Annotated in this window: 14 protein-coding genes; 10 read left to right on the forward strand and 4 right to left on the reverse strand. The window is 74.6% G+C overall.

Going from position 1 to position 24,073, the window contains the following annotated elements; genetic code table 11:
* The first annotated feature begins 58 nt into the window (after positions 1-58).
* The gene (locus ACFWXC_RS36270) at positions 59-985 is read left to right on the forward strand and encodes a sirohydrochlorin chelatase (protein ID WP_384485511.1); all 927 of its coding nucleotides are present in this window, start codon (positions 59-61) and stop codon (positions 983-985) included.
* Between the two features lie 160 nt (positions 986-1,145).
* On the opposite strand, the gene ACFWXC_RS36275 is transcribed toward ACFWXC_RS36270, so the two are convergent.
* Entirely contained in the window at positions 1,146-2,177 is a 1,032-nt protein-coding gene (locus ACFWXC_RS36275) for a lactonase family protein (RefSeq protein WP_384485513.1), read from the reverse strand.
* Between the two features lie 118 nt (positions 2,178-2,295).
* Positions 2,296-3,783, reverse strand: a complete 1,488-nt coding sequence (locus tag ACFWXC_RS36280; RefSeq protein WP_384485515.1) for an FUSC family protein — start codon at positions 3,781-3,783, stop codon at positions 2,296-2,298.
* 241 nt (positions 3,784-4,024) lie between these two features.
* Between ACFWXC_RS36280 and ACFWXC_RS36285 the strand changes: the two genes are divergently transcribed.
* The 3 genes from ACFWXC_RS36285 to ACFWXC_RS36295 all read left to right on the forward strand — a co-directional run bounded on the left by ACFWXC_RS36285 (position 4,025) and on the right by ACFWXC_RS36295 (position 8,953).
* Positions 4,025-4,501: an Lrp/AsnC family transcriptional regulator gene (locus ACFWXC_RS36285; RefSeq protein WP_384485517.1), complete on the forward strand. Its 477-nt coding sequence runs from the start codon at positions 4,025-4,027 to the stop codon at positions 4,499-4,501.
* A 134-nt stretch (positions 4,502-4,635) separates the two neighbouring features.
* Positions 4,636-7,428, forward strand: a complete 2,793-nt coding sequence (locus ACFWXC_RS36290) for a beta-L-arabinofuranosidase domain-containing protein (RefSeq protein ID WP_384485519.1) — start codon at positions 4,636-4,638, stop codon at positions 7,426-7,428.
* Positions 7,429-7,510: 82 nt separating this feature from the next.
* Positions 7,511-8,953 (forward strand): MFS transporter, encoded by a 1,443-nt coding sequence (locus tag ACFWXC_RS36295; RefSeq protein WP_384485521.1) that lies wholly within the window; start codon positions 7,511-7,513, stop codon positions 8,951-8,953.
* A 27-nt stretch (positions 8,954-8,980) separates the two neighbouring features.
* Here the strand turns inward: ACFWXC_RS36295 and ACFWXC_RS36300 are convergent, their stop codons facing one another.
* Together ACFWXC_RS36300 and ACFWXC_RS36305 are read right to left on the reverse strand one after the other, a co-directional pair.
* Entirely contained in the window at positions 8,981-10,012 is a 1,032-nt protein-coding gene (locus tag ACFWXC_RS36300; RefSeq protein WP_384485523.1) for a methyltransferase, read from the reverse strand.
* A 168-nt stretch (positions 10,013-10,180) separates the two neighbouring features.
* On the reverse strand, positions 10,181-10,954 hold the full coding sequence (locus tag ACFWXC_RS36305) for a LysR family substrate-binding domain-containing protein (RefSeq protein WP_384485525.1): 774 nt from the start codon (positions 10,952-10,954) through the stop codon (positions 10,181-10,183).
* A 130-nt stretch (positions 10,955-11,084) separates the two neighbouring features.
* On the opposite strand from ACFWXC_RS36305, the gene ACFWXC_RS36310 reads away from it, so the two are divergent.
* The 6 genes from ACFWXC_RS36310 to ACFWXC_RS36335 all read left to right on the forward strand — a co-directional run bounded on the left by ACFWXC_RS36310 (position 11,085) and on the right by ACFWXC_RS36335 (position 23,980).
* On the forward strand, positions 11,085-11,477 hold the full coding sequence (locus ACFWXC_RS36310; protein WP_384485527.1) for a DUF5997 family protein: 393 nt from the start codon (positions 11,085-11,087) through the stop codon (positions 11,475-11,477).
* Between the two features lie 236 nt (positions 11,478-11,713).
* Positions 11,714-12,568, forward strand: a complete 855-nt coding sequence (locus ACFWXC_RS36315) for a DUF4132 domain-containing protein (protein WP_384485529.1) — start codon at positions 11,714-11,716, stop codon at positions 12,566-12,568.
* A complete protein-coding gene (locus tag ACFWXC_RS36320) occupies positions 12,565-17,514 on the forward strand; it encodes a hypothetical protein (protein ID WP_384485531.1) in 4,950 nt (1,649 codons plus the stop codon). Before ACFWXC_RS36315 ends, ACFWXC_RS36320 begins: the two co-directional genes overlap by 4 nt.
* A 76-nt stretch (positions 17,515-17,590) precedes the next feature.
* Positions 17,591-18,754 (forward strand): AAA family ATPase, encoded by a 1,164-nt coding sequence (locus ACFWXC_RS36325; RefSeq protein ID WP_384485533.1) that lies wholly within the window; start codon positions 17,591-17,593, stop codon positions 18,752-18,754.
* Positions 18,755-18,758: 4 nt separating this feature from the next.
* A complete protein-coding gene (locus ACFWXC_RS36330) occupies positions 18,759-22,241 on the forward strand; it encodes a DUF5682 family protein (RefSeq protein WP_384485535.1) in 3,483 nt (1,160 codons plus the stop codon).
* Positions 22,238-23,980: a hypothetical protein gene (locus tag ACFWXC_RS36335; protein ID WP_384485537.1), complete on the forward strand. Its 1,743-nt coding sequence runs from the start codon at positions 22,238-22,240 to the stop codon at positions 23,978-23,980. Before ACFWXC_RS36330 ends, ACFWXC_RS36335 begins: the two co-directional genes overlap by 4 nt.
* Positions 23,981-24,073: the final 93 nt, after the last annotated feature.

Consider the following 24,073-nt stretch of genomic DNA (forward strand, 5'->3'; position numbering starts at 1 on the left):
CGCTCACCTGCACCCTCCCCGAACAGGGGAGCCCAATAAGCCAGTAACATGCGTCGCCATGAGCTCCCCCACTGGGCCCGCGTCCGGCCTGCCAGTACGAATGCCGCGACCTCGCCAGCCCGGGCGGCACCGCCGACCCGAGCCGCTGGTGGCTCCCGAGGACGCGCCCGCGCTCGTCCTCGCGGTGCCGGGTACGCCCAGCGCGGCCACGCGTGGCCTCGCCGAGGAGGTCGTGAGCATCGCCCGCTCCGAGCTGCCCGGCCTGGACGCCCGGATCGGGTACCTCGACGGGGACGACGCGGAGTTCCCCACCCTCCAGTCGGTCCTCGCCCGTGCCGCCGAGGAGCGCGCGGCCCGCTACGAGCAGGCCGTCGCCGCCGGCACCGAGGGCGTCAAGATGCCCGACGGCCCGGTCGCGGTCGTCGTGCCGCTGCTGGCCGGCCCGGACAGCGCGCTGCTGCGCCAGGTCCGCCAGGCCGTCATGGAGAGCCGGGTCGCCGCCGACCTGACCGACGTCCTCGGCCCGCACCCGCTGCTCGCCGAGGCGCTGCACGTGCGTCTCTCGGAGGCCGGTCTGGCCCGCGCCGACCGTGCCCGGCTGTTCACCGTGGCGACCGCGGCCGACGGCATCATCCTCGCCTCTGTGGGCGGCGAGGAAGCCGTGCAGGCCGCCGGGATCACCGGAATGCTGCTCGCCGCGCGCCTGGCCGTGCCGGTGATGGCGGCGGCGCTGGACCAGGAGGGTTCGATCTCCTCCGTCGCGGAGCAGCTGCGGGGCTCGGGGTCGCAGCAGCTGGCGCTGGCGCCGTATCTGATCGGTCCCGAGATCGACGGGGGCCTGCTGGCAGCGGCCGCCGAGGAGGCGGGGTGCGCCACGGCCGAGCCGCTGGGACCGTATCCGGCGATCGGCAAGCTGGCGCTGGCCAAGTACACGACGGCGCTGGGGATCGCCCCCCAGCAGGCGCAGGGTGCGCCGGTGCGCTGACGTTGGCGTGTGTGCCTTGACGGGTCCCTTCTCGGAAGGGGCCCGTCGGCCGTTTTCGGGGTGGTGCGGAGGCTCTTCGACCGGCCGCCCGGTGGAGGCTGAGCGCGCCCACGCGGCGAAGCCGCACACCGGCACAGCCCCGCGCCCCTTACGGGGCGGCTCAGTCGAAGACGATGCAGGACGCTGCCGGGATCTCCACCGAGCCGTCGTAGCGCGGTACGCCCGTCTCCTGGTCGATGGTGAACCAGGTGATGTCCCCGGAGCGTTCGTTCGCCGAGTACAGGAAGCCCTCGGACTCCGTGAGGGCCCGGGGCCAGTGGCCTCCGCACGGGACCGTCGCCGTCAGGTGCAGCTGGTCCTCGTCGACCGCGAACGTGGTCAGGACGTCCTCGCCCCGGGTCGCCGTCCAGACGAAGCGGCCGTCGGGTGACACGACGATGCCGGACGGGTAGGCGTCGCCGGCCGGGGCGCCGGGCAGTACCGGGGTCTCGGCCAGTGGCTTCAGGGCGCCGGTGTCGGCGTCCCAGCGGCAGACCGTGACGGTCGGGGTGAGTTCGTTGACCACGTAGGCGTACCGGCCGCCGGGATGGAAGGCCAGGTGGCGGGGGCCGGAGCCGGGGCGCAGGGCGAACTCGCGGCGGACGGCGAGGGTGCCGCCGTTGAGCGTGCAGACCCGTACCGAGTCGGTGCCGAGGTCGACGCTGACCGCCCAGCGGCCGGTGGGGTCCGGCTGCACCTGGTGGGCGTGCGGGCCGCGCTGACGGCGCTCGTGCGGGCCCGAGCCGCTGTGCCGCAGCACCCCGGAGGCGGCGCCGGCGAGGGTGCCGTCGGGGCGGACGGGGACGGCGCTGACGCTGCCGGAGCCGTAGTTGGCGGTCAGGACGTGACCGTCGAAGACGCTGAGGTGGGTGGGGCCGCTGGCGTCGACCGGGACCGGGGGTCCGGCGAGGCGTGGCTTGTCGTCGTGGACGTGGTACGCGGCCACCGCGCCGTCGGCGGTCTCGCTGACCGCGTACAGGGTGTGCCCGCCGGGGGCGAGCGTGAGGTACGACGGGTCTGGGACGCCGTCGACGCTCTCCAGAAGGGCCAGGGCGCCGGTGCGCGGCTGGACCGCCGCCGTGACGACCCCGGGTCCGCCCGCCGCCGTGAACGACCCGATGAACGCCCTCCGCCGCCTGCCGCCGTCTGCCACCGGTGTCCCCTCTCGATACGAGCCGGTACGAGTCAGGCCGGTACGAGTCAGTCCGAGCCGGTCCGGGGCCGACGGTAGCAGTTTGCGGTCTAGACCAAGGCGTCCGGGGCGGCGCGTCTCAGGCGCCGACCAGGGGGGAGCCCGAGGGGGTGCGCAACGGCTCGGCGAGTTCGGCGAGGGCGCGCTCCAGCCCGTGCAGATGGGCGAGGGCGGGTTCGGCGGGCGGTTCGGCGGGGCCGGTGACGTGTGCGGAGCCCCGGGTGAGCGCCTCCACGGCCGCCTCGACGCGCCAGCAGGCGGCGGCCAGCCGGGCGTCGTGGGAGGCCTCGGGATCGGCGGCGACGGCGACCAGGCCGCGGATCTCCCGGGCGCAGTCGTCCAGCAGGGCGAGGACCCGGCGGGCGCGTCGCTTGCGGCCGGGCATCGGGGTGAGCGGGTGGACGAGGGGGGCGACCGAGAGCCGTACCCGGCCGAGCAGCTGCTCCAGTTCGGCCACCCGGGGTGCCGGGTCGGCGGTGGCGGATCCGGCGAGCCGGGCGGCGGCCTCGGCCGTGCAGGCGTGGACGCAGCGCAGGGCGCGCTGGATCCAGGCGTCGGTGGTGAGGTGGGTGGTGACCGGCAGGACGAACAGCACGGCCAGTCCGGCGCCGAGCGCGCCCACCGCGGTCTCGGTGAGCCGGAGCGCCAGCAGGCCGGGGGTGAGGACGCCGAGGAGGCCGTAGAGCAGTTCGGCGAGCAGGGTCACCCAGAGCATCATCCAGGTGTAGGAGACGGCTGCCGAGTAGAAGATGCCGAAGACGGCGGCCGCGACCAGGACGGCGGTGGGGACGGGGGCGCCGTGCACGGGGACGGCGACGAGCAGGCCGAGCGCGATACCGATGACCGTGCCGAGGACCCGGCGGAAGCCCCGGACCAGGGTCTCGCCGCGCGAGGCGGTGTTGACGAAGATCCACCAGGTGGCGCCGACCGCCCAGTACCAGCGCTGGCCCGACACCGCCTGGCCGACGACGAGTGCGAAACCCGCGCCCGCAGTCGCCTGGACCGCCTGCCGGGTGGTCACCCGGGCCAGGCCGGTGCCGGCGGGTGGGGCGGGCGCCGGCGCCGGGGGCAGACGGCGCTCGTAGCACCACAGGCCGAAGCGGACGGTGGCCGCGCCGAGCACGGAGAGCAGTACGGCGGCGTACAGCTCGGGCAGCTGTCCGGGCGTGGCGTGCAGGAACTGGGCGACGAAGTAGGTCATGAAGGCGAACACGCCGAGGCTGTGCCCGCGCGGCCCCCAGCGGCGCGCGTAGACGCCCGCGCCGACCACGGCCAGGAAGACCAGGTCCCGTGCGACGGGTATGTCGTGCAGCTCGGCCGCGGCGGCCAGCACGGGGAGGCCCACGGCGGGCAGCAGCGCGGTGGTGACGGCCTGCCCGCGCACGGTGGCGTCGGCGACCGTGAACAGGGCGAGCAGCGCGGTGAGCCCGCCGGTGACGGCGCCCGTCAGGGAGTGCCCGGCCAGCCCGCAGAGCACGACGGCGAGGCCGATGCCCAGCACGGCCCGCGCGGCGAAGCGCAGCCGCACCCGCCCCGGGTCCGGAGCCGTGAACACCCTCTTCAGCACTGCTTCCCCTCCCATGGGACGACACAGACGGACCGTCCGGACGGACGGCACAGAAATGGCGCCGCGGGGATCCGCAGCGCCATCGACACCCCCATGAGAGCATCGCCGGGGCGACTGGCTCAAGTGTTCGCGATTTCACTGGACCGTTGGCCCACTTTTGACGCCTGGCGCTGTCCGCCGGGAACACCAATGGCCCAGCTCGGCGCGGAGCGGCCCTGAGCCATTGGTACAGTCGCACACCATGACCGTGGACGAACTCGACACCCGCATCCTGCGGCTGCTGCTGGAGCAGCCGCGCACCAGCGTGCGGGAGTACGCCCGGATCCTCGGTGTCGCCCGGGGCACCCTGCAGGCCCGCCTGGACCGGCTGGAGCGGGACGGCGTGATCACCGGCGGCGGCCCCTCCCTCTCCCCCGCCGCACTCGGCCACCCGGTGCTGGCCTTCGTGCACATCGAGGTCACCCAGGGCCATCTCGACGACGTGGGGGACGCCCTGGCCGCCGTGCCGGAGATCGTGGAGGCGTTCTCGATCACGGGCGGCGGGGATCTGCTGACCCGGGTGGTGGCGCGGGACAACGCGCACCTGGAGGACGTGATCCAGAAGCTGATCAGCCTGCCGGGCGTGGTACGCACCCGCACGGAGGTGGCCCTGCGCGAACGCGTCCCGTACCGGCTGCTGCCGCTGGTGGAGTCGATCGGCCGGACGGCACGCGCGTAACGGCGTCCGCGGCCCGAACTCCTCATACCTGTCAGTACCGTTGACGCTCCCGCACCTCCTCTCTATCTTCTGGAATCTTCCGGACGCATTCCCGAACGACGTCCGAAATATCAAACACTGCAGATGAGGTGCACATGGCGCAGCCCCTCTCCCGAAGGACCCTCCTCCAGGTGACGGCTCTGGTCACCGCCGCCGGCGGGACCGGTGTCGCGGCCGGTGGGCAGGCGGCCGCGGCGCAGGCGACCTGGACGGTACGGCCGTTCGGGCTGGGGGATGTGGCGCTGGAGCCCGGACTGTTCGCGGAGAAGCGGGCGTTGATGCTCGATCACGCGCGGGGCTATGACGTGAACCGGTTGTTGCAGGCATTCCGGGCCAACGCGGGGCTGGACACGGGCGGTGCGGTCGCCCCCGGCGGCTGGGAGGGGCTGGACGGAGAGGCCAACGGGAATCTGCGCGGGCACTACACCGGCCATTTCCTGACCATGCTGGCGCAGGCGTACGCGAGCACCGGTGAGGAGGTGTTCGGGACGAAGATCCGCACCATGGTGGAGGCGCTGGGCGAGGTGCGCGAGGCCCTGCGGCACGAGCCCTCCGTGCTGAGCGTGGCCGGGGTGCTCGGCGGGACCGCCGTGGCGAACGAGCGAGGGTCCTACCAGTACGTCGAGTTGCCGGCCGGTGTGCTCGGGAGCGCCTCCGCCGTCACCCTGTCCGCCTGGGTGAGACCCGCCCATGCGGAGCCCTGGGCCCGGGTGCTGGACTTCGGCGACGACACCACCCGGTACCTCTACCTCGCCGCCCGCAACGCGAACGGGGTGCCCCGGTTCGCGATCACCACCGGCGGGGCGGGCGCCGAGCAGGGGATCGACGGCACCGCCGCACTGCCTCTCGACCGGTGGAGCCACCTCGCGGTGACGATAGCCGACGGCACCGGCACGCTGTACGTCAACGGCACGGCCGCGGCCCGCAACACGGCCATGTCCCTCACCCCGGCCGCCCTCGGCACCCTCGCCGACCACTGGCTCGGCCGCTCCCACTACCCCGCCGACCCCGTCTTCGCGGGCGCCTTCGGCGGCTTCGACGCGTGGTCACGGGCGTTGAGCGCCAACGAGATAGCCGGATTGCAGAGCGCACGGCCGAGCGGTGACCTGGTCTCGTACGCCTTCGGCGAGACGTCGGGGTCGGCGTTCGCGGACGCCTCGGGACGGGGTCTCGACGCCGCCCTGCGCCGCACCTGGGGCGGGCCCGGCCACCCCGGGTTCCTCGCGGCCTACCCGGAGACCCAGTTCATCGCGCTGGAGTCGATGACCGGCAGCGACTACACGAAGGTGTGGGCGCCGTACTACACCGCGCACAAGATCCTGCGGGGCCTGCTGGAGGCGTACACCGCCACCGGTGACGACCAGGCGCTCGATCTCGCGTCCGGCATGGGCGACTGGATGTACGCACGGCTGTCCGTGCTGCCCGCCGCCACGCTCCAGCGGATGTGGGGGATCTTCTCCAGCGGTGAGTTCGGCGGGATCGTCGAGGCGATCTGCGACCTGCACGAGCTCACCGGCAGGGCCGAACACCTCGCGCTGGCCCGGCTGTTCGACCTGGACAGCCTCATCGACGCCTGCGCCGCGAACACCGACACCCTGAACGGCCTGCACGCCAACCAGCACATCCCGATCTTCACCGGCCTGGTCCGGCTGTACGACGCCACCGGTGAGGAACGTTACCTGACCGCCGCGAAGAACTTCTGGGGCATGGTCGTACCGCACCGCATGTACGGCATCGGCGGTACCAGTACGGCCGAGTTCTGGAAGGCGCGGGACGTGATCGCGGGGACCCTCGGCGCGACCACCGCGGAGAGCTGCTGCGCCTACAACATGCTGAAGCTCAGCCGGGCGCTGTTCTTCCACGAGCAGGATCCGGCGTACCTGGACTACTACGAACGGGCCCTGTACAACCAGGTGCTCGGCTCGAAGCAGGACCGGGCCGACGCCGAGAAACCGCTGGTCACGTACTTCATCGGGCTGACGCCCGGACAGGTGCGGGACTACACGCCCAAGCAGGGCACCACCTGCTGCGAGGGCACCGGCATGGAGTCCGCCACCAAGTACCAGGACTCGGTGTACTTCGCGGCGGCCGACGGCAGCGCCCTGTACGTCAACCTCTACAGCCCGTCGACACTGACCTGGGCCGAGAAGGGGATCACCGTCGGCCAGAGCACCGGCTACCCGCGGGAGCAGGGCAGCACGCTCACCGTCGGCGGGAGCGGGCGGGCCTCCTTCGCACTGCGGCTGCGGGTGCCGGCGTGGGCGACGGCCGGGTTCCGGGTGACGGTCAACGGGCGTGCGGTGCCGGGCACTCCGGTACCGGGCAGCTACTTCGCCGTGCCCCGGCGGACCTGGCGGGCCGGGGACACCGTGCGGGTGTCGGTCCCGTTCCGGCTGCGGGTGGAGAAGGCCCTCGACGACCCGTCGTTGCAGACCCTGTTCTACGGTCCCGTCCATCTGGTCGGCCGCAACTCGGCCTCCGAGTACCTGGAGTTGGAGCTGTACCGGAACGCGGGGCTTTCCGGGGACCTGCTGCCGTCCCTGACCCCCGTGCCCGGCGCTCCGCTCCACTTCACCCTGGAGGGGACCGCCGGGACCGAGTTCGCCCCCTTCCACGAGGGGACCGAGGACCCCACCCACGCCTACTTCCGGCGCTCGGAGCCCACGGTGGCGTTCGGCGGCCTCGACTCGGGGGTCGCCAACCCGGCGCGGCCGGACGGCGGCTCGCTGCTGGACGAGGTCTGGGCCGGGGCGCCGTTCCACGACAAGGAGGCGCTGGTGACGCGGGTGCGGTCGGTCGTGGCCGCGTGGGTGGCGGCCGGGCTGCTGGCCGGGGCGGACGGGGACCGGATCGTGGCTACGGCACGGGAGGCGTCGTACGCCCGCTGAACCTCACCCGGAAGGACCCGTACTGCCAGCCGTTCGCTCCGCCGGTCGTGCGACATCTGTGATGACTGCATAGCGTGGCGGCATGACCACGACCTGGGCAAAGCCGCAGCAACCGGCCACCGAGGACCGGCGGTGGCGGGCGCTCGGGGTGTGTCTGGCAGCCGGATTCATCTCACTGCTCGACACCTCCATCGTGAACGTGGCACTGCCCTCGATCGAGCACGGGCTCGGCGCGACGGAGGCGGCCCAGTCCTGGGTGGTCTCCGGCTACGCCCTGACCTTCGGACTGGCGCTCGTGCCGGCCGGCCGGCTCGGTGACATGCGCGGCCGGCGTCAGGCCTTCCTCTTCGGGCTGGCCGTGTTCACGGTGGCGTCGGCGGCCTGCGGGCTCGCCGCGAGCCCCGACTGGCTGGTGGTGTTCCGGCTGATCCAGGGCGCGGCGGCAGGCCTGGTGGCCCCGCAGACCTCGGGCCTGATCCAGCAGATGTTCCAGGGCGCCGAGCGGGCCAAGGCCTTCGGTCTGCTCGGCAGTGTCATCGGTGTCTCGACGGCGGTGGGCCCGCTGGCGGGCGGTCTGATCATCGACGCGGTCGGCACCGGCGACGGCTGGCGCTGGGTGTTCTTCGTCAACCTGCCCATCGGGGTGGCCGCGTTCGCCGCGGGGCTGCGGCTGCTGCCCCGGTTCCCCGTGCCGCCGGGCCGGCGGGAGGAGTTCGACCCCGTGGGAGTGGTGCTCCTCGGTGCCGGGGTGCTCGCGCTGATGCTGCCGCTGGTGCAGGAGCAGCAGTGGACCGGGCGGCTGAAGTGGGCGCTGGTGCCGGTGGGCGGAGTGCTGCTGGGCCTGTTCTGGGCGTGGGAGCGGCGGCAGGGACGGCTCGGACGAGCACCCCTGGTCGATCTGGACCTGTTCTCGCTGCGGTCCTTCACCCTCGGCGCGCTGATCAGCCTGAGCTACTTCGCGGGCTTCACCACGGTCTTCTTCGTCCTCGCCCTGTTCCTGCAGAACGCGGCCGGATACAGCGCGCTGGCCTCCGGTCTCACGGTGCTGCCGTTCGCGATCGCGTCGGCGGTCGGTGCCGCCCTCGGGGGCCGGCTGGTGGTGCGCCACGGGCGCAAGCTGGTCGTCATCGGCCTCAGCGGGGTGGCGCTGGGGCTGCTCGGGATCGCCGCGGTGGTGCGGCTGGTGCCGTTGGAGAGCCTGGGGTGGGCCGTGGTGGTGCCGATGATCATCGGTGGGATCGGCTCCGGTCTCGCGGTCTCCCCCAACACGACGCTCACTCTGACCCGCGTCCCGGTGAAGCGGGCCGGCGCGGCCGGCGGGGTGCTGCAGACCGGCCAGCGGGTCGGTTCGGCGGCCGGGATCGCCGTGGTGGGCTTCGTGTACTTCGCCCACCTCGCGCACCGCGGCCCGGCCACCGAGGCGCTCCAGCTGGGCCTGCTCACGTCCGTCGGGTTCATCCTGGTGGCGCTGTGCCTGGCGGTCGCCGACCTGCGCGAGCGGTCGAAGGCACCGGAGAGCGACTGAGCCCAGGACCCCCCGGGCCAGGATCTCCTAGGCGGCCACCACCTCCATCACCGAGAGCACGGTCGAGGTGGGCACGACCCTCGACAGCTTCAGACCGGCGGACTCGAACAGCGTGGCGAACTCCGGCTCGGTGCGTTCCCGGCCCACCAGCGCCGCCATCAGCAGCAGGTCGAGCGCCTTGGCCTGGTGGGGTGCGTTGCCCGGCGGGACCACCGCGTCGACGGCCAGGATCCGCCCGCCCGGCGCCAGGGCGGTGCGGCAGCGCTCGAGGAGGGCCACGCACTGTTCGTCCTCCCAGTCGTGCAGGATCCGCTTGAGGACGACGACGTCGCCCTTCGGCACGGCGGCGAAGAAGTCGCCGGCCTCGGCGCTCCAGCGTCCCGCGGTCCCGGGCGTGTCCAGCCGGTGCCCGGCCAGGACGTGCGGCCGGTCGTACAGGACGCCGTGCAGACCGGGGTGGCGGTCGAGGACCGTCAGCAGGAAGCCGCCGTGACCGCCGCCCACGTCCACGACCGTCCCGCTGGGCGGGAAGTCGCAGGCGCCGGCGATGGGCTCGTTCTCGGCGTCGGACATCGCGGCCATACCGCAGTGGAAGACGTCCGCGGTGTCCTCGTCCTGCGCGAAGTAGTCCCAGAACGGCAGCCCGAAGAGGTGCTCGAACGCGGAGGTGCCCTCGCTGACACACCGGCTCAGGTCGGCGGTCGGCAGCCACATGCTGCGGTCGGTGTTCATCAGGACGGCCGAGCGCGCCGAGCAGGGGGCGTCGCTGCGCAGGGCGTCACCGGCGGAGGTGAGCCGGAAGCGGCCGCTCGCGTCCTCCTCGAAGACTCCGCGCGTGGCCAGCAGCCGGAGCACCCGGTAGAGGCTCCGTGCGTCGGTGCGGGTGGCCGCGGCCAGTTCGGCCGCCGTGCGGGGGCCGTCGGCCAGATGATCGGCCACACCGACGACCGCGGCGGCACGCAGGGCCGCCGGGAACAGGTAGCCGAGCGATTCGTTGACGAGGAACGCGGACGAGGTACGGGGGTCGACGGCTTCGTCCGGGGCTACTTCGGGGCTCACGGGCGCCTCCAGCGCTGATCTCCGGGATGTCCGCAGGCATCGTGACATCGCGAGGGCCCAGGTTCGGGGAGGGTGATCGGGGCGCGCGGAAGCAGACCGGGAGCGGGCACGGGGCCCGGCCTCGGCCGATCCCTTACGGCGTACGACGCGAGCCCGGTGACCCGCGGCTCATGACCGGCGGCGGGGCTTTCCGCGCTTCGCGGGCTTGGCGGACTGGGTGCGTTTGGCGCCGCCCGCCCGGCCCTGTGCGCCACGGCCCGCCGCGGTCGCCTTCTGCGGCCGTTTCGGCTCCGCCCGCACCCCCTGGGAGCCCTGGGGCGTCTGTTCGGCCTGGCGGCCGCGTGTGCTGTTGACCGTGCGGCCGCGGACGATGCCGATGAAGTCCTCGACCAGGTCCGTGGTGGCCTCCTCGGGCCAGGACAGGGCGACGGTCGACTGGGGGGCGTCGGTGAGCGGCCGGTAGGTGAGGTCCCGGCGGTGGTGGAGACGGGCCAGCGACTGCGGGACGACGAGGAGGCCGACACCGGCGGCGACGAGTTCGACGGCGTCCTCGGTGGTGGCCGGGCGCTCGAAGGCGGGCTCGCCGGGCGGCGCGTCCCAGTCGAAGACGTCGTCCAGGGGGTGGACGAGGACCTCGTCGGCGAGGTCGGCGAGGGTGACCTCCTCGGCCGCCGTGATCACGTGGTCCTTGGGTACGACGACCACCGTGGCCTCGGTGTAGAGGGGGATCGCGCTGAAGAACGTACGGTCCACCGGGAGCCGTACGAAACCGGCGTCCGCGTCACCCGCGCGCAGCATGTCGGACGCTTCGGCGCCCGTGGCCTGGTGGAGGCTGAGGGGGATGCCGGGCAGGCGTTCGTTCCAGATGCGTACCCATTTGGCGGGCGTCACGCCGGGGACGTACGCGAGCCGGAACGACGGTGTTTCCTCCGAGCCTGTCACCTGGCCAGGTTAACCGGCCGGGAGCCGTGGCCCGCCATCGGCCGGGAGCGGCGGCCCCCCTCGGCCGGGGACGGCGGCCTCGCATCGGCCCTGGTCGGCGCTTTCGTGCCCGGCCGATACCCTTGGTCTCATGAGTTCGCACCAGACCGCCCAGACGATGAAGCCCGCGACCGCGGCGAAGAAGCTGGGTGTGTACCTGCCCGCCACGCCCGCCGCCTTCCAGGAGGGTGCCGTCTCGCGCGCCGAGCTGACCGGGCTCCAGGCCGACCCGCCCGAGTGGCTGCGCGAACTGCGGGCCAACGGGCCGCACCCGCGTCCGGTGGTCGCGGAGCGGCTGGGCGTGTCCATCGCGGGGCTGGCGCGCGGCGGAGTGACCGAGCCGCTCACCACCGAGCAGATCGAGGAGCTCAAGCGCGAGCGGCCCGAGTGGCTGGAGAAGGAGCGGGCCACGCAGGCCGAGGTCCGCAAGGAGGGCGCACGGCTGAAGAACCTGAAGCGGGAGAAGGAGGCCGGGCAGGGCTGACGTCCTCGCCCACGTCGCTTTCCCACGGCCCCGGTCCAGGCGTCTCCGCCTGCGGACCGGGGCCGTTCCCGTACCTTCCCGTACACCTCTTGTCCGCCCTGCACACCCCTGATGAACTGCGGTTCTCCTCCGTCGTCACCGCGGTTCCCCTCCGTCGTCGTGGACCGCGGAGGGCGTTGTCAGTGGTCTCCCCTACAGTCGCCATCACTTGATCACTGCGGTGCGGGGAGGCACGCATGGGGTGGGTGACGGCCGGGGACTACGAAGTGGCCCTGGACGACGGGAAGGTGGTCTGCCGCAACGCGGCGGGACGGCGGCTGAAGTCCGTGCCCCCGAAGCTGGCGGACGATCCGGCGGTGGTGGGACTACGGCAGCTCGCCGAGTGGCTGGAGCGGCACGAACGGCATTGCCTGGCGGATGTGGAGCGGTGGTTGACCCGTTCGCTGCCGGTGCCGCTGGAGGTCCTCGCCCGCGTCTGGCCGGACCCCGCCTGGCAGGCGGCGCTGCGCGACCTGGTGGTCACCGGCGCCGACGGCGAGGTCGCCGGGTTCCTGCGGGACGCCGACGCCGAGCGCGGGCTCGGCCTGGTCGACCTCGACGGCGACACCGTGCGCATCACCCCCGACCTGGTCCGGCTGCCGCACCCGGTGCTCCTCGAAGACCTGGAGGAGCTGCGGGAGTTCGCTGTCGAGCTGGGCGTCGAGCAGAAGGCCCAGCAGCTCTTCCGCGAGGTCTGGCACCGCCCTGCCGCCCTGGACGCGGAGGCCGCGCAGGTCGAGGAGTACGCCGGCGGGGTGTTCAAGGAACTGCGCTTCCTGCACGGCAGGGCCACGCAGTTGGGGTACCGGGTGCGCGGCGGCCACGCGGTGTGCTCCGTGCTGGAGGAGGGCCGCGGGGTCGAGGCCCGGGTCTGGGTCGGCGACTTCGACGCCTACTACGAGACCGAGACCGGCCCGCTCGTGTGGACCGATCCGGCGGGCCGGACGCTGAAGCTGGGTCAGGTCGGCCCGGTCGCCTGGTCGGAGGGCATGCGGATGGCGGCTGCGCTGTACGCCGGGCGGGACATCGAGGACGAGGAGCGGGCGGCATGAGCACGTACGACGACACCACCACGGCCGCGCTGCTGGACGCCGGCGCGATCCTGCCGTCGGGCACGACCCGGCGCGAGGACGCCGACGTCCTGACCGCCCGCACCTACACCCACCCCGCCCTGGACGACCGCCCGGTGGTGCGCCTGGTGCCGGGCACCCTCGGCGAGGCCGAGGACCTGGCCCTGGAGTTCCTCGGCCTCGCCCGGGAGCCCGAGGCGCCCGAGGTCGGTCAGGTGCGCCGGGAGACCCTGGGCTTCCCCGCCTGGGCGCTGGTCCACGACCCGGCCAACGGCCATCACGCGCTCGCCCTGGTCAAGGACGTCGAGCGGCTGGCCCGGCAGGCCAAGTCCAAGCCGGGCAACGCGAAGGAGGGCTTCGAGGCGCTCGGCGAGCGGCTGGGCCGCGCGGTCCCGCACTTCCTGCCGACCTTCTACGAGCAGGCCGCGCGGGTCTTCCTCCAGCACGAGAACACCACCTACGCGGCCGCTTTCTTCGGCAAGGCCCGTGAGGCCGAGCGGGTGCACGCCCTGGCCGTGGACGAGGAGCGGCAGCGTGCGGTGTTCCTGGAGTTCGCCTTCGCCGGGGCGCTCACGGTCAAGGCGCTCAAGGAGTATGTGAAGGACCTCGCCCGGCGGCTCGAACCGGCCACCGCCTGGGCGCAGTTCCGGCAGCTGACGGTGGAGCGCTGCGCGGCCGGGATGCCGCCGTACGCCTCGCTGCCGCAGGACGCGCGCGGGCTGATCAAGGCGGCGGGTCTCGACCGGGTCGCCGAGGAGTGCGCCCTGGTCGCCGACCTGCTCGCCTCCCCGGCCGCCGTACGGGCACCGGGGTCCTTCTGGAACGCCTACCGCAGCGTGCTGCCGGTCCTCGCCGAGGAGCGGCCCGAGATCCGGGTGCGGCTACTGGAGATCATGCCGGCCGGGCTGGGCCGGGAAGTGGCGGACGACGAGTTCTGGCTGGCGCTGCTGGCCGGTTGCGGGGCGGATCTGCTGCTCACCGGCGACGGCGGGGACGTGGACGCGGCGGACTGGCTGAGCCGCTGGGCCCAGCATCGCAAGCACGGGTCGGCGCACTCGCACCGCTCCCCCGCGACACTGGCACTGGTGGAGCGGATGGCGTCCCGGCTGCGGGCGGCCGGACGGCCCGTGGACCTCTTCACCGGGCGCTGGCATGCGGGGGCCGACCTCGATCTGCTGGACCTGTGCGTGGCGGAGGGCGTCGCGCTGGCCGTTCCGGACGCGGACACGCGTGTCCATCTGCCGCTGGACAGCTGGCTGCGCGACGAGCGGCCCGGGCAGCGGGATCTGAAGGCCCTCGCGGCCGAATCCCGTTACCGAACCCTGCTGTTCGAGGCCGTCGAAGAGCTGGGCCGGGGTCAGGGGCCCGCGGTTCTGCCCCAGGTGGCCGCGCATCCCGTCCTCGGCGACGTCCTGCGCGAGTGGCTGCAGGAGGCGACCGCGGAGTTCGCCGCCGCGACCGGACTGCCCGGCGTCGGCGCGAAGCTGGAGCGGCTGCGCCCCTTCCGGGCCGTGGTGCAGGACAGCCCGCTCGCCGTCCGGCGGCTCACCGGGTACGACGTCGTCCCGGTTCTCGGCCGTACGCTCCGCGCCGGAATCCTGGACGAACTGGGCTGGCCCGCGCTGGAGGAGGCGCTGGAGCTGCTCGACTCCGAGGTGCGCAAGGACCAGGACAACGGGCTGTCGGTGACCGAGGCCTGGCCGGCGCTGATCCTGGTGCGCGGCCACAAGGCGATCGTGGTCGGCCCCGAGGGGGTGCTGCTCACGCACGACCTGCGGCTGCCGGCGGACCTGGACCGCTGGCGGCGACCCCGGTTCCGTTACGCCGACGGCGAGTTGCTGGTGCTGTGGCGGGACGGCTCGAAGCAGCACGGCTACTGGTCGAACCGCCCGTCCGAGGTGTTCCCGCTCGGCGGTGAGCAGGTACCCGGCTGGTGGTCCGGCATGGACGCGGCCAACGCCTCGGTCCCGCTGCCCGGTGGCGGCCGGGCCACGGGCGGCCGCACCCTGCACGCCGGGGACACGGTCCTGCCGCCGAGCCGCCCGGTGCTGGGCGACGGCACCACGTACTGGCGTCAGGGCAGGCAGGGGCGGCAGTCGGTGTGGCTGGAGTACGACCCTGCGACCGGCGAGCACGGACGGGCCTCGCTGCCGGCGCTGCTGGCCTCGGCCGTCCGCGAGGACGCCGCGCTGCTGCCCGACTCCTGCGAGGTGCTGCCGCTGCAGCCCGGTCTTGAGCACAGCCCGTTCGGCACCGACGGCACCGTCCTCGGCCGGTGGGTGCGCACGGAGGGCGAGGGCGCTGAGGCGCGGACCGTCGCCGGTACGCCGGACGGGCGGACGGCGACCCTGCGGGCGGCCCGCAACGGCCGGGTTCCGGGGGTGCCGTTGGGCGCGCTGCGGCTGCCGGGCGGGGCCGAGCCGATCGCCGTGCAGATGTACCAGAGCATGGCCCTGCACGCGGGCGACGGCACCGAGCTCGGGCGGATGTCCTTCGGCGAGTCCGGCGGGGCGTACGCGGCCGGTACCCGGCTCGTACCGCCGGTCGCGTTCTGGCACGCGCTGCGCCCCCGCGACGAGCAGGGCTCGGACGTGCTGCGCGTCCTGACCGACGAGGCGGCCGGTGCGCTGATGCGGGCGACGGCGACGGCACTGGACGAGCGCCGGCAGGCGCTGGCCCGGGCCGGGCAGGACGACACGGCGAGGGCCGCGGTGCCGGCCGCCGACGACGTCGCCCTGGCCGCGGTGGCACAGTCGCTGCCCGGACTCACCGACCGGCGGCTGCTGACCGGTGTCACCTCCCTCGTCCGGGCGGCGCTGCGGGTCGCCGAGTCGGCCGCGTCCCTGGCCACGCCCCCGAAGGAGCGGCCGCGACAGCCCCGGCAGCGGACCGAGGGCATGTTCGCGGACTACTCCCCGGAGCACGGCGGGGACCGGACGCTGCACGACGCCGTCGCCGGGGTCGTGCCCCTGCAGAACGCATGGCAGAGCGGCTGGGCCGCGCTGCGCCAGATCCGCTCGGTGAACCACGTGCTGTCCGGCGGGCCCGCCGACGGCAAGCCGCTGCCGGAACCCGAGCGGCTCGCCGCCGTCGGCGACGGCTGGCTGAGCGACGAGCACACCGTCCCCGGCATCGGCGCGATCTGGCCGGCCGTCCTCGGCGCCCTGCGGCCGCTCGCCTACCGCGCCGCCTCCCCGGCCCTCGCCGACGTCCAGCGCGAGCCGCTGCTCCTGCTGTTCGAGGCGCTGGCCGAGGGGCCGCTCCCCGGGCTCGGGACCACGCTGCGCGAGGTGGTGCTGAGCGAGCCGCACGACAAGCAGCAGCGGACGGGCCAGGTGCTGCGCCGGGACGGCCGTACGGTGGTGGTCCTCGGCTGCCAGAGCGTGGACGTCCGACAGGGCCAGGTCGAGTGGCTGGCCCTGGACCACGATCCGTCCGGGGCGTTCGGTGCCGTCGGGCACTTCACGCTGGTCCGGGAGACCAGGCATGCCACCGGGATTCCGGCGGACCGGCTCGCGGCCCTGACCCGGCTGGTCCGGGAGAAGGGCGCCGCGCCCTGGCGGCCCGGAGCTCCCGAGGCGCTGGTGGCCGCGACTAACGGCGGGCTCGGTCCGCTCCAGGCCACCGTGCTGCTGGCCGGCCATCCGCAGGCACCCGGTGCCGAGGGCCTTGCCACCATCGGTCTCAAGCCTCGTCAGCGCGGCTTCGGTGCCGAGCTGTTGAACTCGCTGGGCCCGGACGAGCAGCGGGCGCTCCTCGGCGCGCTGCTGCCGGACGACCCGGCCGAGCTGTGGACGACCGGCCCCGACACAGCGTCCGCGGCGCGGCTCTGGACCGAGCGCCTCGGCACCCTGGTGCGTCTTCCGGAGGACCTCAGCACCGATCTGGCCGGCATGGGCGTCGGTCATGCCGAGGCCGTGCTCAACCCCACGCGCACCCCCTGGCTCACCCGTACCACGGTGTTCCGGCCCGACAAGGACGGCGACCTGACGGCCGCCGACCCGTCGGCGGTGCCCAGTTCGTATGCGCTGGCCGGGGCGGTGGAGAGCCTGGCGGCGCTCGCGTACCTGCTGCCGTACGGGCATCCGCTGCGGGCCGGGCTGACGGACGGGCTCACCGCGCTGCGCCGTCGCCTGGCCGACCCCGAGCTGCTGCTCGAACTGGGCCTGGACTGGACGGAGAAGGGCGGCCCGACCTCCGTCCAGCTGCGCAAGGTCTACGGCCTGCCCGAGTCCGGCGGCGCCGACTCCGACGGAGTGACCCGGGCCGGTGACTCGCTGGTGCTGCGCCCCTGGTACTCGGAGACGGAGCACGTAATGGTCCGGCCGGCCACGCTGAGCGGACCGGACGACTCCGTCTTCGGGCTCCTGGAAGGGCTGCTCGGCGAGGGGCGTAGGCCCTGGCTGCGCGCCGTCCGGACGATCCTCGGCGACGACCTCGCCCGCGCCCTCGCGGCCGAGGGGCCAGCGGGGTACGCCCAGGACCCCACGGTCAGCGTGCCCGCGCTGGTCGCCGAGGTCGCCTCGGCCCACGGTCTCGGCGAGGACGCGGCGGCGCTCTACCTCCAGGTGCTGGCCCTGCCCGACCCCACCGACCGCAACTGCGCGCGCTGGACCGGCTGGAAGCCCGCCCGGACGAAGAAGGCGCGCGCCGAACTGGCGGCGAGCGGACTGGTCGTCGAGGCCAAGCGCCCGCGCGCCGGCCGCACCCTCTTCCTGCCCGGCGGCTGGCGCGACCTCAAGGCCCCGGCCCTGCCGGTGGAGACCTGGAAGGAAGCGCTCTACCCGGTCTCCGACGGCGACCGCACCCTGCCGCTGGTCCCGGTGCCGGAGCTGTTCGCCCGCGCCTGGGAGCGCGTGCGGGCCGGGGACACGCCCGCGTACGAGCAGCTGACCACGCGGGCGACCCGCGGCGGCCGCCGCCGATGACCCCGCTCCGCGCCGCCACCCGCACCCAGACCGCCGCCGGCACCACCACCCGTACCACCACGAAGGACGATCACCGATGACCGCCAGTGCCGCTCCGCCCCGCCAGATCGTGCCGCCCGAGGACCGGTACGCCACCGAACTGGCCTTCCTCGCCGCGTACGACGCCGGGCCGCGCCCGCCGGCCTGGCGGCTCACGCCCCGGGCCGTCGTCACCTTCGTCATGGGCAGCGGCGGCCAGGCGCTGCGGCTGCCCGACGGCGCCGAGGCGCCGGCCGGAGTGCCGCGCCGACTGGTCGTGGAGGGCAAGTTCGTCGGCGACCGGGCCCTGGTCGAGCGCTGTGTGGTGACGCTCGCGGGTGAGCGGGGTCTGCTGCTGGTCGGTGAGCCCGGTACCGCCAAGTCGATGCTGTCCGAACTGCTGTCGGCCGCCGTGTGCGGCACCAGCGGACTGGTCGTGCAGGGCACGGCGGGCACGACCGAGGACCAGCTCAAGTACGGCTGGAACTACGCCCTGTTGCTCTCTCAGGGTCCCAGCCGGCAGGCGCTCGTCCCCTCCCCGGTGCTCACCGCGATGTCCCGGGGCGCCGTCGCCCGCGTGGAGGAGGTGACCCGCTGTCTGCCCGAGGTCCAGGACTCCCTGGTGTCGCTGCTGTCCGAGCGGCGCATCGCGGTGCCCGAACTGGCGGGCACGGACGACGCGTTGGCGCACGCCGCGCCCGGCTTCACCCTCATCGCCACGGCCAACCTGCGGGACAGGGGCGTCTCGGAGATGTCCGCCGCGCTCAAGCGCCGCTTCAACTTCGAGACCGTGGGCCCGATTCCGGACCTGGACGCCGAGACCGCGCTGGTACGCGGCCAGGCGCGGGCGTCCGTGGAGCGGGCCGGAGCGCCTTTCCAGGTCGACGACGCGGTGCTCGAGGCGCTGGTCACCGCGTTCCGGGATCTGCGCGAGGGACGGTCGGCGGAGGGCTGGGAGGTGGAGCGTCCGTCCACGGTGATGAGCACGGCGGAGGCGGTGTCGGTGGCGGGTGCGCTGGCCCTGGCCGCGGCCTACTTCCCCGGGGACCGGGACGTCCTCGGCCTGCTCCCGGGTCACCTCCTGGGCGTCGTGCGCAAGGACGATCCCGCCGACGCGGCCCGGCTGCGCGGCTACTGGGACGGTCCGGTACGACGGCGCGCCGAACAGGGCTCGGCGACCTGGCGCACCCTGTGGGACCTGCGCACGGTTCTGGAGGCGTGACGTCGTGACCGACTCCCCCGAGGCGGCCCTCGCGGCCCTCACCGACCCTGCCGCGCCGTACCTGATCGGCGTACGGCACCACGCGCCCTCCCTGGCGGCGGCGATGCCGGCGCTGCTGGACGCGGCGAAGCCCGACGTGCTGCTCGTCGAACTGCCGGCCGAACTGCAGGAGTGGCTGCCGTGGCTGGCCCACGAGGAGACCCGCGCTCCGGTGGCCCTCGCGGCGGCGCCGGCCGACGGCAGCGCCGGCCCGGCGTTCTATCCGTTCGCCGACTTCTCCCCGGAGCTGGCGGCGGTGCGGTGGGCCGCGCGGGAAGGGGTGCCGGTCGTGGCCTGCGATCTGCCGCTGGCGGACCGGGGGTGGCGGGAGACGGAGGCTGCGGCGCAGGGTCCGGGCCGGCTTTCGGGAGCCTTGCGTTCCCGGCTGACGGGCCGCCCGGGGGACGACCTCTGGGACCGGCTGGTGGAGGCGGCGGCGCCCGGTTCGACACCGGAGGCACTGCGCCGGGCGGCGCTGCTGACGGGGTGGGCGCTGCGGGAGGAGTCGGACGTGTCGGGGGTGGATCTGCGGCGGGAGGAGTGGATGCGTTCCAGGCTGGCAGAGGCCACGAAGGGGGGTGAGCGAGCGGCCGTAGTGGTCGGCGCCTTCCACACTCCGGCACTGGTGCGCCCCTTCAGGGGCGCGGGGCAGCATTCGATGGGCGGCTACCGCCGCGTGGGCGCGACCAGCCCCCACCCAGCCGCACCCGAATGGACAACCTCCCTCATCCCCTACACTTACGCCCTCCTGGACGAGCGCTCCGGCTACCCCGCCGGCATCCGCGACCCCGAATGGCAGCACATGGTCCTTGGGGCGGCCGGCGAACCATCCGCCCTGGAAGACATGCTGACCCGCACGGCCGTCCGCATCTGCGCCGCACTCCGGCAACAGGGTCATCCCTCGGGCCCCGCCGACGCCAGGGAGATCACCCGTCTGGCCGGAGATCTCGCCCGCCTGCGCGGTCTGCCCGCAGCGGGCCGCGGTGAACTGGTCGAGGCGACACAGACCGTGCTGGCCCAGGGCGAGCCCTACGGCCGGGGCCGAGCCGTCGCCCGGGCGATGGAGGCCGTACTGGTCGGCACCCGCGTCGGCCGTCCCGCGCCGCAGGCGCCCCGCAGCGGTCTCACTCCGGCCGTCGAGGCCGACCTCGCGGCACTCGGCCTGCCCGGCCCGGCGGACCGCGGCCCCGCCCGGGACCTCCGGCTCGACCCCCTGCGCTCGGACCTCGACCGCCGCCGTGAACTGCTGCTGCGCCGACTGGCGTTGTGCTCGGTGCCCTACGCCGAGCACCGGCCGGTGACCGGCACCGGCGGCGCCGACGCCCTCACCTCGCGCTGGGAGGTGCGCTGGACTCCGGCCACCGCCGCGATGCTGACGGCGGCCGGGGTCCGCGGGGTCACCCTTGTCCAGGCGGCCGAGGGCCTGCTGCGCGAGCGGACCCGCAAGGAGCGGGAGGCAGGCGGTCCCACGGCGGCGCAGGTGCTCGACGGCCTGGCGCAGGCGGCCCACTGCGGTCTGCCCGGCCTGGTGGACGAGCGGCTCGGCGACACCGCCGCCGTGCTCCCGGACGCCGGCACCCTGCCCGAACTGCTCAGCGGGCTGGCCCTGCTGGACCGGCTGCGGGCCGGTCATGTCGCCGGTCTCGACGCGGACGAGGACCGTACGGCGAGGGCAATCGCCGTGGCCGAGCTGCTGACCGCCGCCGCGGTGCGCCAGGTGGACGGCCTCACCGGTTCCGAGGACCCGGCCGACGCCCACGCCCTGCTCGAACTCGCCCATCGTGCCGACCTGCTGGGCGGCATCCGGCTCGCCGACGCGCTGGCCCGGCTGGCCGCCGACGGCTCACCGTTGATGCGGGGTGCCGCCGGAGCCGTGCGCGTCCTGCTCGGCCAGGAGGACCCGGGGGCCTTCGGGGGCAGGGTCGCCTCCTGGGTGGACGGGGCCGTCGACGCCGAGTCACGGACCGCGCTCACCGCCCGGCTGACGGGGCTGCTGACGGCCGCCGGGCGGCTGCTGGAGGCAGCCGCGCCCGCGTTGGAGCCCCTGGTCGGCCGGGTGTCGGAGCTGTCCGACCGGGACTTCCTCGACCGGCTGCCGGCCCTGCGCGGCGGTTTCGACGCGCTGAGCCCGGCCGACCGCGGCCGTCTGCTGGCCGGTGTCGAGGAGCGTCTCGGCGCCGACCGGGTGGCCGACACCGGCACCGTCGACCCGGCCGCGCTGGCCACCTGGACCCGCGCGGATCTCGCCGCCCGCGAAACCCTGCGCACGCTGGGCCTGTTGCCGCCGCCCCGGGAACAGGCGGAGCCCGAGCCGGCCACCGCCGCGGCGCTCCCGGAGGACCACCGGCTGGCCCCCGCCGACCGCTGGCGCCTGCTGCTCGGCCGCCGCGCCGATCAACTCCCCGAGCAGGCACGCGCCTTGGCCACCGCACTGGACGAGTTGTACGGCAGCGGGCGCGGCGAGGGCAGCCGGGGCGATCTCGGGGGCGGGGGCGGGGGCGGGCGTGAGGCGCCGTACCCCGGAGTGCGGGAGTGGTCGGAGGAACTGGCGGCGCTGTTCGGGCCGGGTGTCCGGGAGGAGGTGCTGGCGGCGGCCGCCGCGACGGGCCGTCAGGACGTGCTCGCCGAGCTGGATCCGGACAGGGTCCGTCCCTCCGTGGACCTGCTGCGCTCGGTGCTGCGGCACGCGGGCGGGCTGCCGGAGGCACGGCTGGCCGCGCTGCGCCCGCTGGTACGGCGTCTGGTCGACGCGCTGACCCGGGAGCTGGCGACACGGCTGCGCCCCGCGCTGCACGGCACGGCGCTGCCACGCCCCAGCAGGCGTCCGGGCGGCGGCCTCGACCTGCCCCGTACGCTGCGGGCCAACCTGGCCACCGCCCGCCGGGCGGCCGACGGCAGGGTCCAGGTGATCCCGGAGCGCCCGGTCTTCCGGACCCGGGCCCGGCGCGCCGCCGACTGGCGGCTGGTCCTGGTCACCGATGTGTCGGGGTCCATGGAGGCGTCGACCGTCTGGGCGGCGCTCACGGCCTCGGTGCTGGCCGGGGTGCCCACCCTGTCCACGCATTTCCTGGCGTTCTCCACCAAGGTCATCGACCTCACCGACCATGTCGAGGACCCGCTGTCGCTGCTGCTGGAGGTAAGTGTGGGCGGCGGCACCCATATCGCGGCCGGGCTGCGGCATGCGCGTGAGCTGGTGACGGTGCCGTCCCGGACGCTCGTCGTCGTGATCAGCGACTTCGAGGAGGGCTATCCGGTCGGCGGGCTGCTCGCCGAGGTCAGAGCGCTGGTCGGCGCGGGCTGTCAGGTGCTGGGCTGCGCCAGCCTCGACGACTCGGGGCGCCCCCGGTACTCCACCGGGATCGCCGGACAGCTGGTGGCCGCCGGGATGCCGGTCGCCGCCCTCAGCCCCCTCGAACTCGCCCGCTGGGTAGGGGAGAAGATCGCATGAGCGTCGAACTGCCCGCGGTCGCCCCGGCGGCGACCGCAGAACTGGTCGCGGCCCTCTCCCCCCGGCTGCGCAAACGGCTGGACGCGGGCATCGCCAAGCTTGCGGACCGCCCGGTCGTCCGGGACGGCGACACCGTGCGCATCACCGTCGACGACGAGGGCTCGGTGCTCGAACTGCACGCCCCCGAGGGCGTCGTGACCGACGCGACGGCCATCCGCTGCGGCTGCCTGCTGGCACCGGACTGCCTGCATCGCGCGGCAGCGGCTTCGGCGGCGCCGGTGGCCGATGTCTCCGAGACCACCGGGAAGCCGGCGCCCGGGTCAAGCGCCCCCGAAGCCCCCGCCGGCGCTGCCGCTGCCGCTGCCGCTGCCGCAGTCGCTACCGAGGAATCGGCGGCGGCCCCTCAGCACGTCGCGGCCCAGGCGGTGTTCGCCGCCGCGGCCGCCGTGCTCGACGCGGGTACGGACGGTTCCGGCGCCGTGCTCCAGGCGGAGCTGCTGCGGGCCGCGCACGCAGCGCGCCTCGCGGGGCTCCCCCGGGCGGGCACGGCGGCGGTCTCCGTGGTCACCGCGTTGCGCGCGGCCCGTGCGGCCGACCCGGCGTTCCGGCTCCCCGACCTCGTCGCCGCCCTGTCGGAGACCCTGTACGTGGGTCACCGCGTTCCGTTCGCGACGGGTCCGGATCTGACGGGGCTGCGCGGTACCGTACGGCAGCCGTACGCCCCGGACGGTTCGCTGCGGCTGTACGGACTGTTCTCCGAGCCCGTCCTGACCGCGAGCGGCTACGCGGGTGCCGTCACCTGGACCGCCGACGCCGACGGCCGTCTGTACACGGTCTCGGACGTGGCCCCGGGCGGCGCGGGCCGGGCGGCGGGCGCCGCCGACCGCGCCGTACGCATCGGTGACACGGCGCTGACGCATCGCGAGTTGTCGCGGGCGGGCCTCGCGGTGTCCGGGGCGACGGTGTCCCCGACCGGACGGCTAGGGGCGGGCGCGGGGGTACGGGCCGTGCGCGCGTCCGGTGCGGACTGGCGGGCCGAACCGCTGGACCGGCTGTGGGCGGTGCCGGTGGCCGAGCAGGTCGGGCGCGCCCTGGGCGGCGGTCACGATCTGCTGTTCCTGGAAGTCACGCCGGCCGGCGTGGTGCGTGAGGCGGCGGGCGACTGCCTGCTGGCCGACTGGGGCGGCGTGCCGCTGCGGCTGACGGCGGCGCACGACCATCCGGCGCTCCCGCACCGCGACAACCTGCGGCTGCTGTCCGCCGCCCGGGGCAGTCGGCTGCGCGTGATCGCGCGTCTCGTGCCGGCCCCGCACGCCCGCGCGCAGCTCCTCGCGGCCGAGCACCCGACGATCGCCGGGACCCGTGTCGACCTGGGACTGGACCGGCTCCAGCACGCCGATCTGCCGGCTCCGGCGCCGCCCACCGCCGTGCCCACGCCGGAGGAGGCGCCTCTGCACCTGTTGCGCCGCCGGGTCGAGCAGGCGGCTTCGGGCGGTCGGCGTGTGCTGGCCTTCCCGGGCAACAGGGCCGTGGACACCCGCCGTCTGCACGGGCACGGTCTCGCCACGGCCGGCGATATCCTCGACGAGTTGCTCGCCGCGGCGGCGGACCGCTCACGCGACGTCTTCGGCCGCCTGCTTCCGGCGGATCCGGGCCGCTTCGCGCGGGCCTGGCTGACCGCGGCGCGCTACGCGGACGAGGTCGACCGTGCGCTGTGCGCCGCGGCCTGGGACGGGTGACCGGGGCGACGACCGGATGCGGGCCGCCACTCCCCCGTGCCGGCGGCCCGCACGACCGGGCTCGTCGAATCCGATCTCGGTGCCCGGTTGAAG

The organism is Streptomyces sp. NPDC058683, assembly GCF_042716195.1.
Taxonomy (GTDB): domain Bacteria; phylum Actinomycetota; class Actinomycetes; order Streptomycetales; family Streptomycetaceae; genus Streptomyces.

Coding starts and splice junctions, on each gene's coding strand:
- ACFWXC_RS36270 (WP_384485511.1), top strand. CDS start 59: ATGAGCTCCCCCACTGGGCCCGCGTCCGGCCTGCCAGTACGAATGCCG.
- ACFWXC_RS36285 (WP_384485517.1), top strand. CDS start 4,025: ATGACCGTGGACGAACTCGACACCCGCATCCTGCGGCTGCTGCTGGAG.
- ACFWXC_RS36290 (WP_384485519.1), top strand. CDS start 4,636: ATGGCGCAGCCCCTCTCCCGAAGGACCCTCCTCCAGGTGACGGCTCTG.
- ACFWXC_RS36295 (WP_384485521.1), top strand. CDS start 7,511: ATGACCACGACCTGGGCAAAGCCGCAGCAACCGGCCACCGAGGACCGG.
- ACFWXC_RS36310 (WP_384485527.1), top strand. CDS start 11,085: ATGAGTTCGCACCAGACCGCCCAGACGATGAAGCCCGCGACCGCGGCG.
- ACFWXC_RS36315 (WP_384485529.1), top strand. CDS start 11,714: ATGGGGTGGGTGACGGCCGGGGACTACGAAGTGGCCCTGGACGACGGG.
- ACFWXC_RS36320 (WP_384485531.1), top strand. CDS start 12,565: ATGAGCACGTACGACGACACCACCACGGCCGCGCTGCTGGACGCCGGC.
- ACFWXC_RS36325 (WP_384485533.1), top strand. CDS start 17,591: ATGACCGCCAGTGCCGCTCCGCCCCGCCAGATCGTGCCGCCCGAGGAC.
- ACFWXC_RS36335 (WP_384485537.1), top strand. CDS start 22,238: ATGAGCGTCGAACTGCCCGCGGTCGCCCCGGCGGCGACCGCAGAACTG.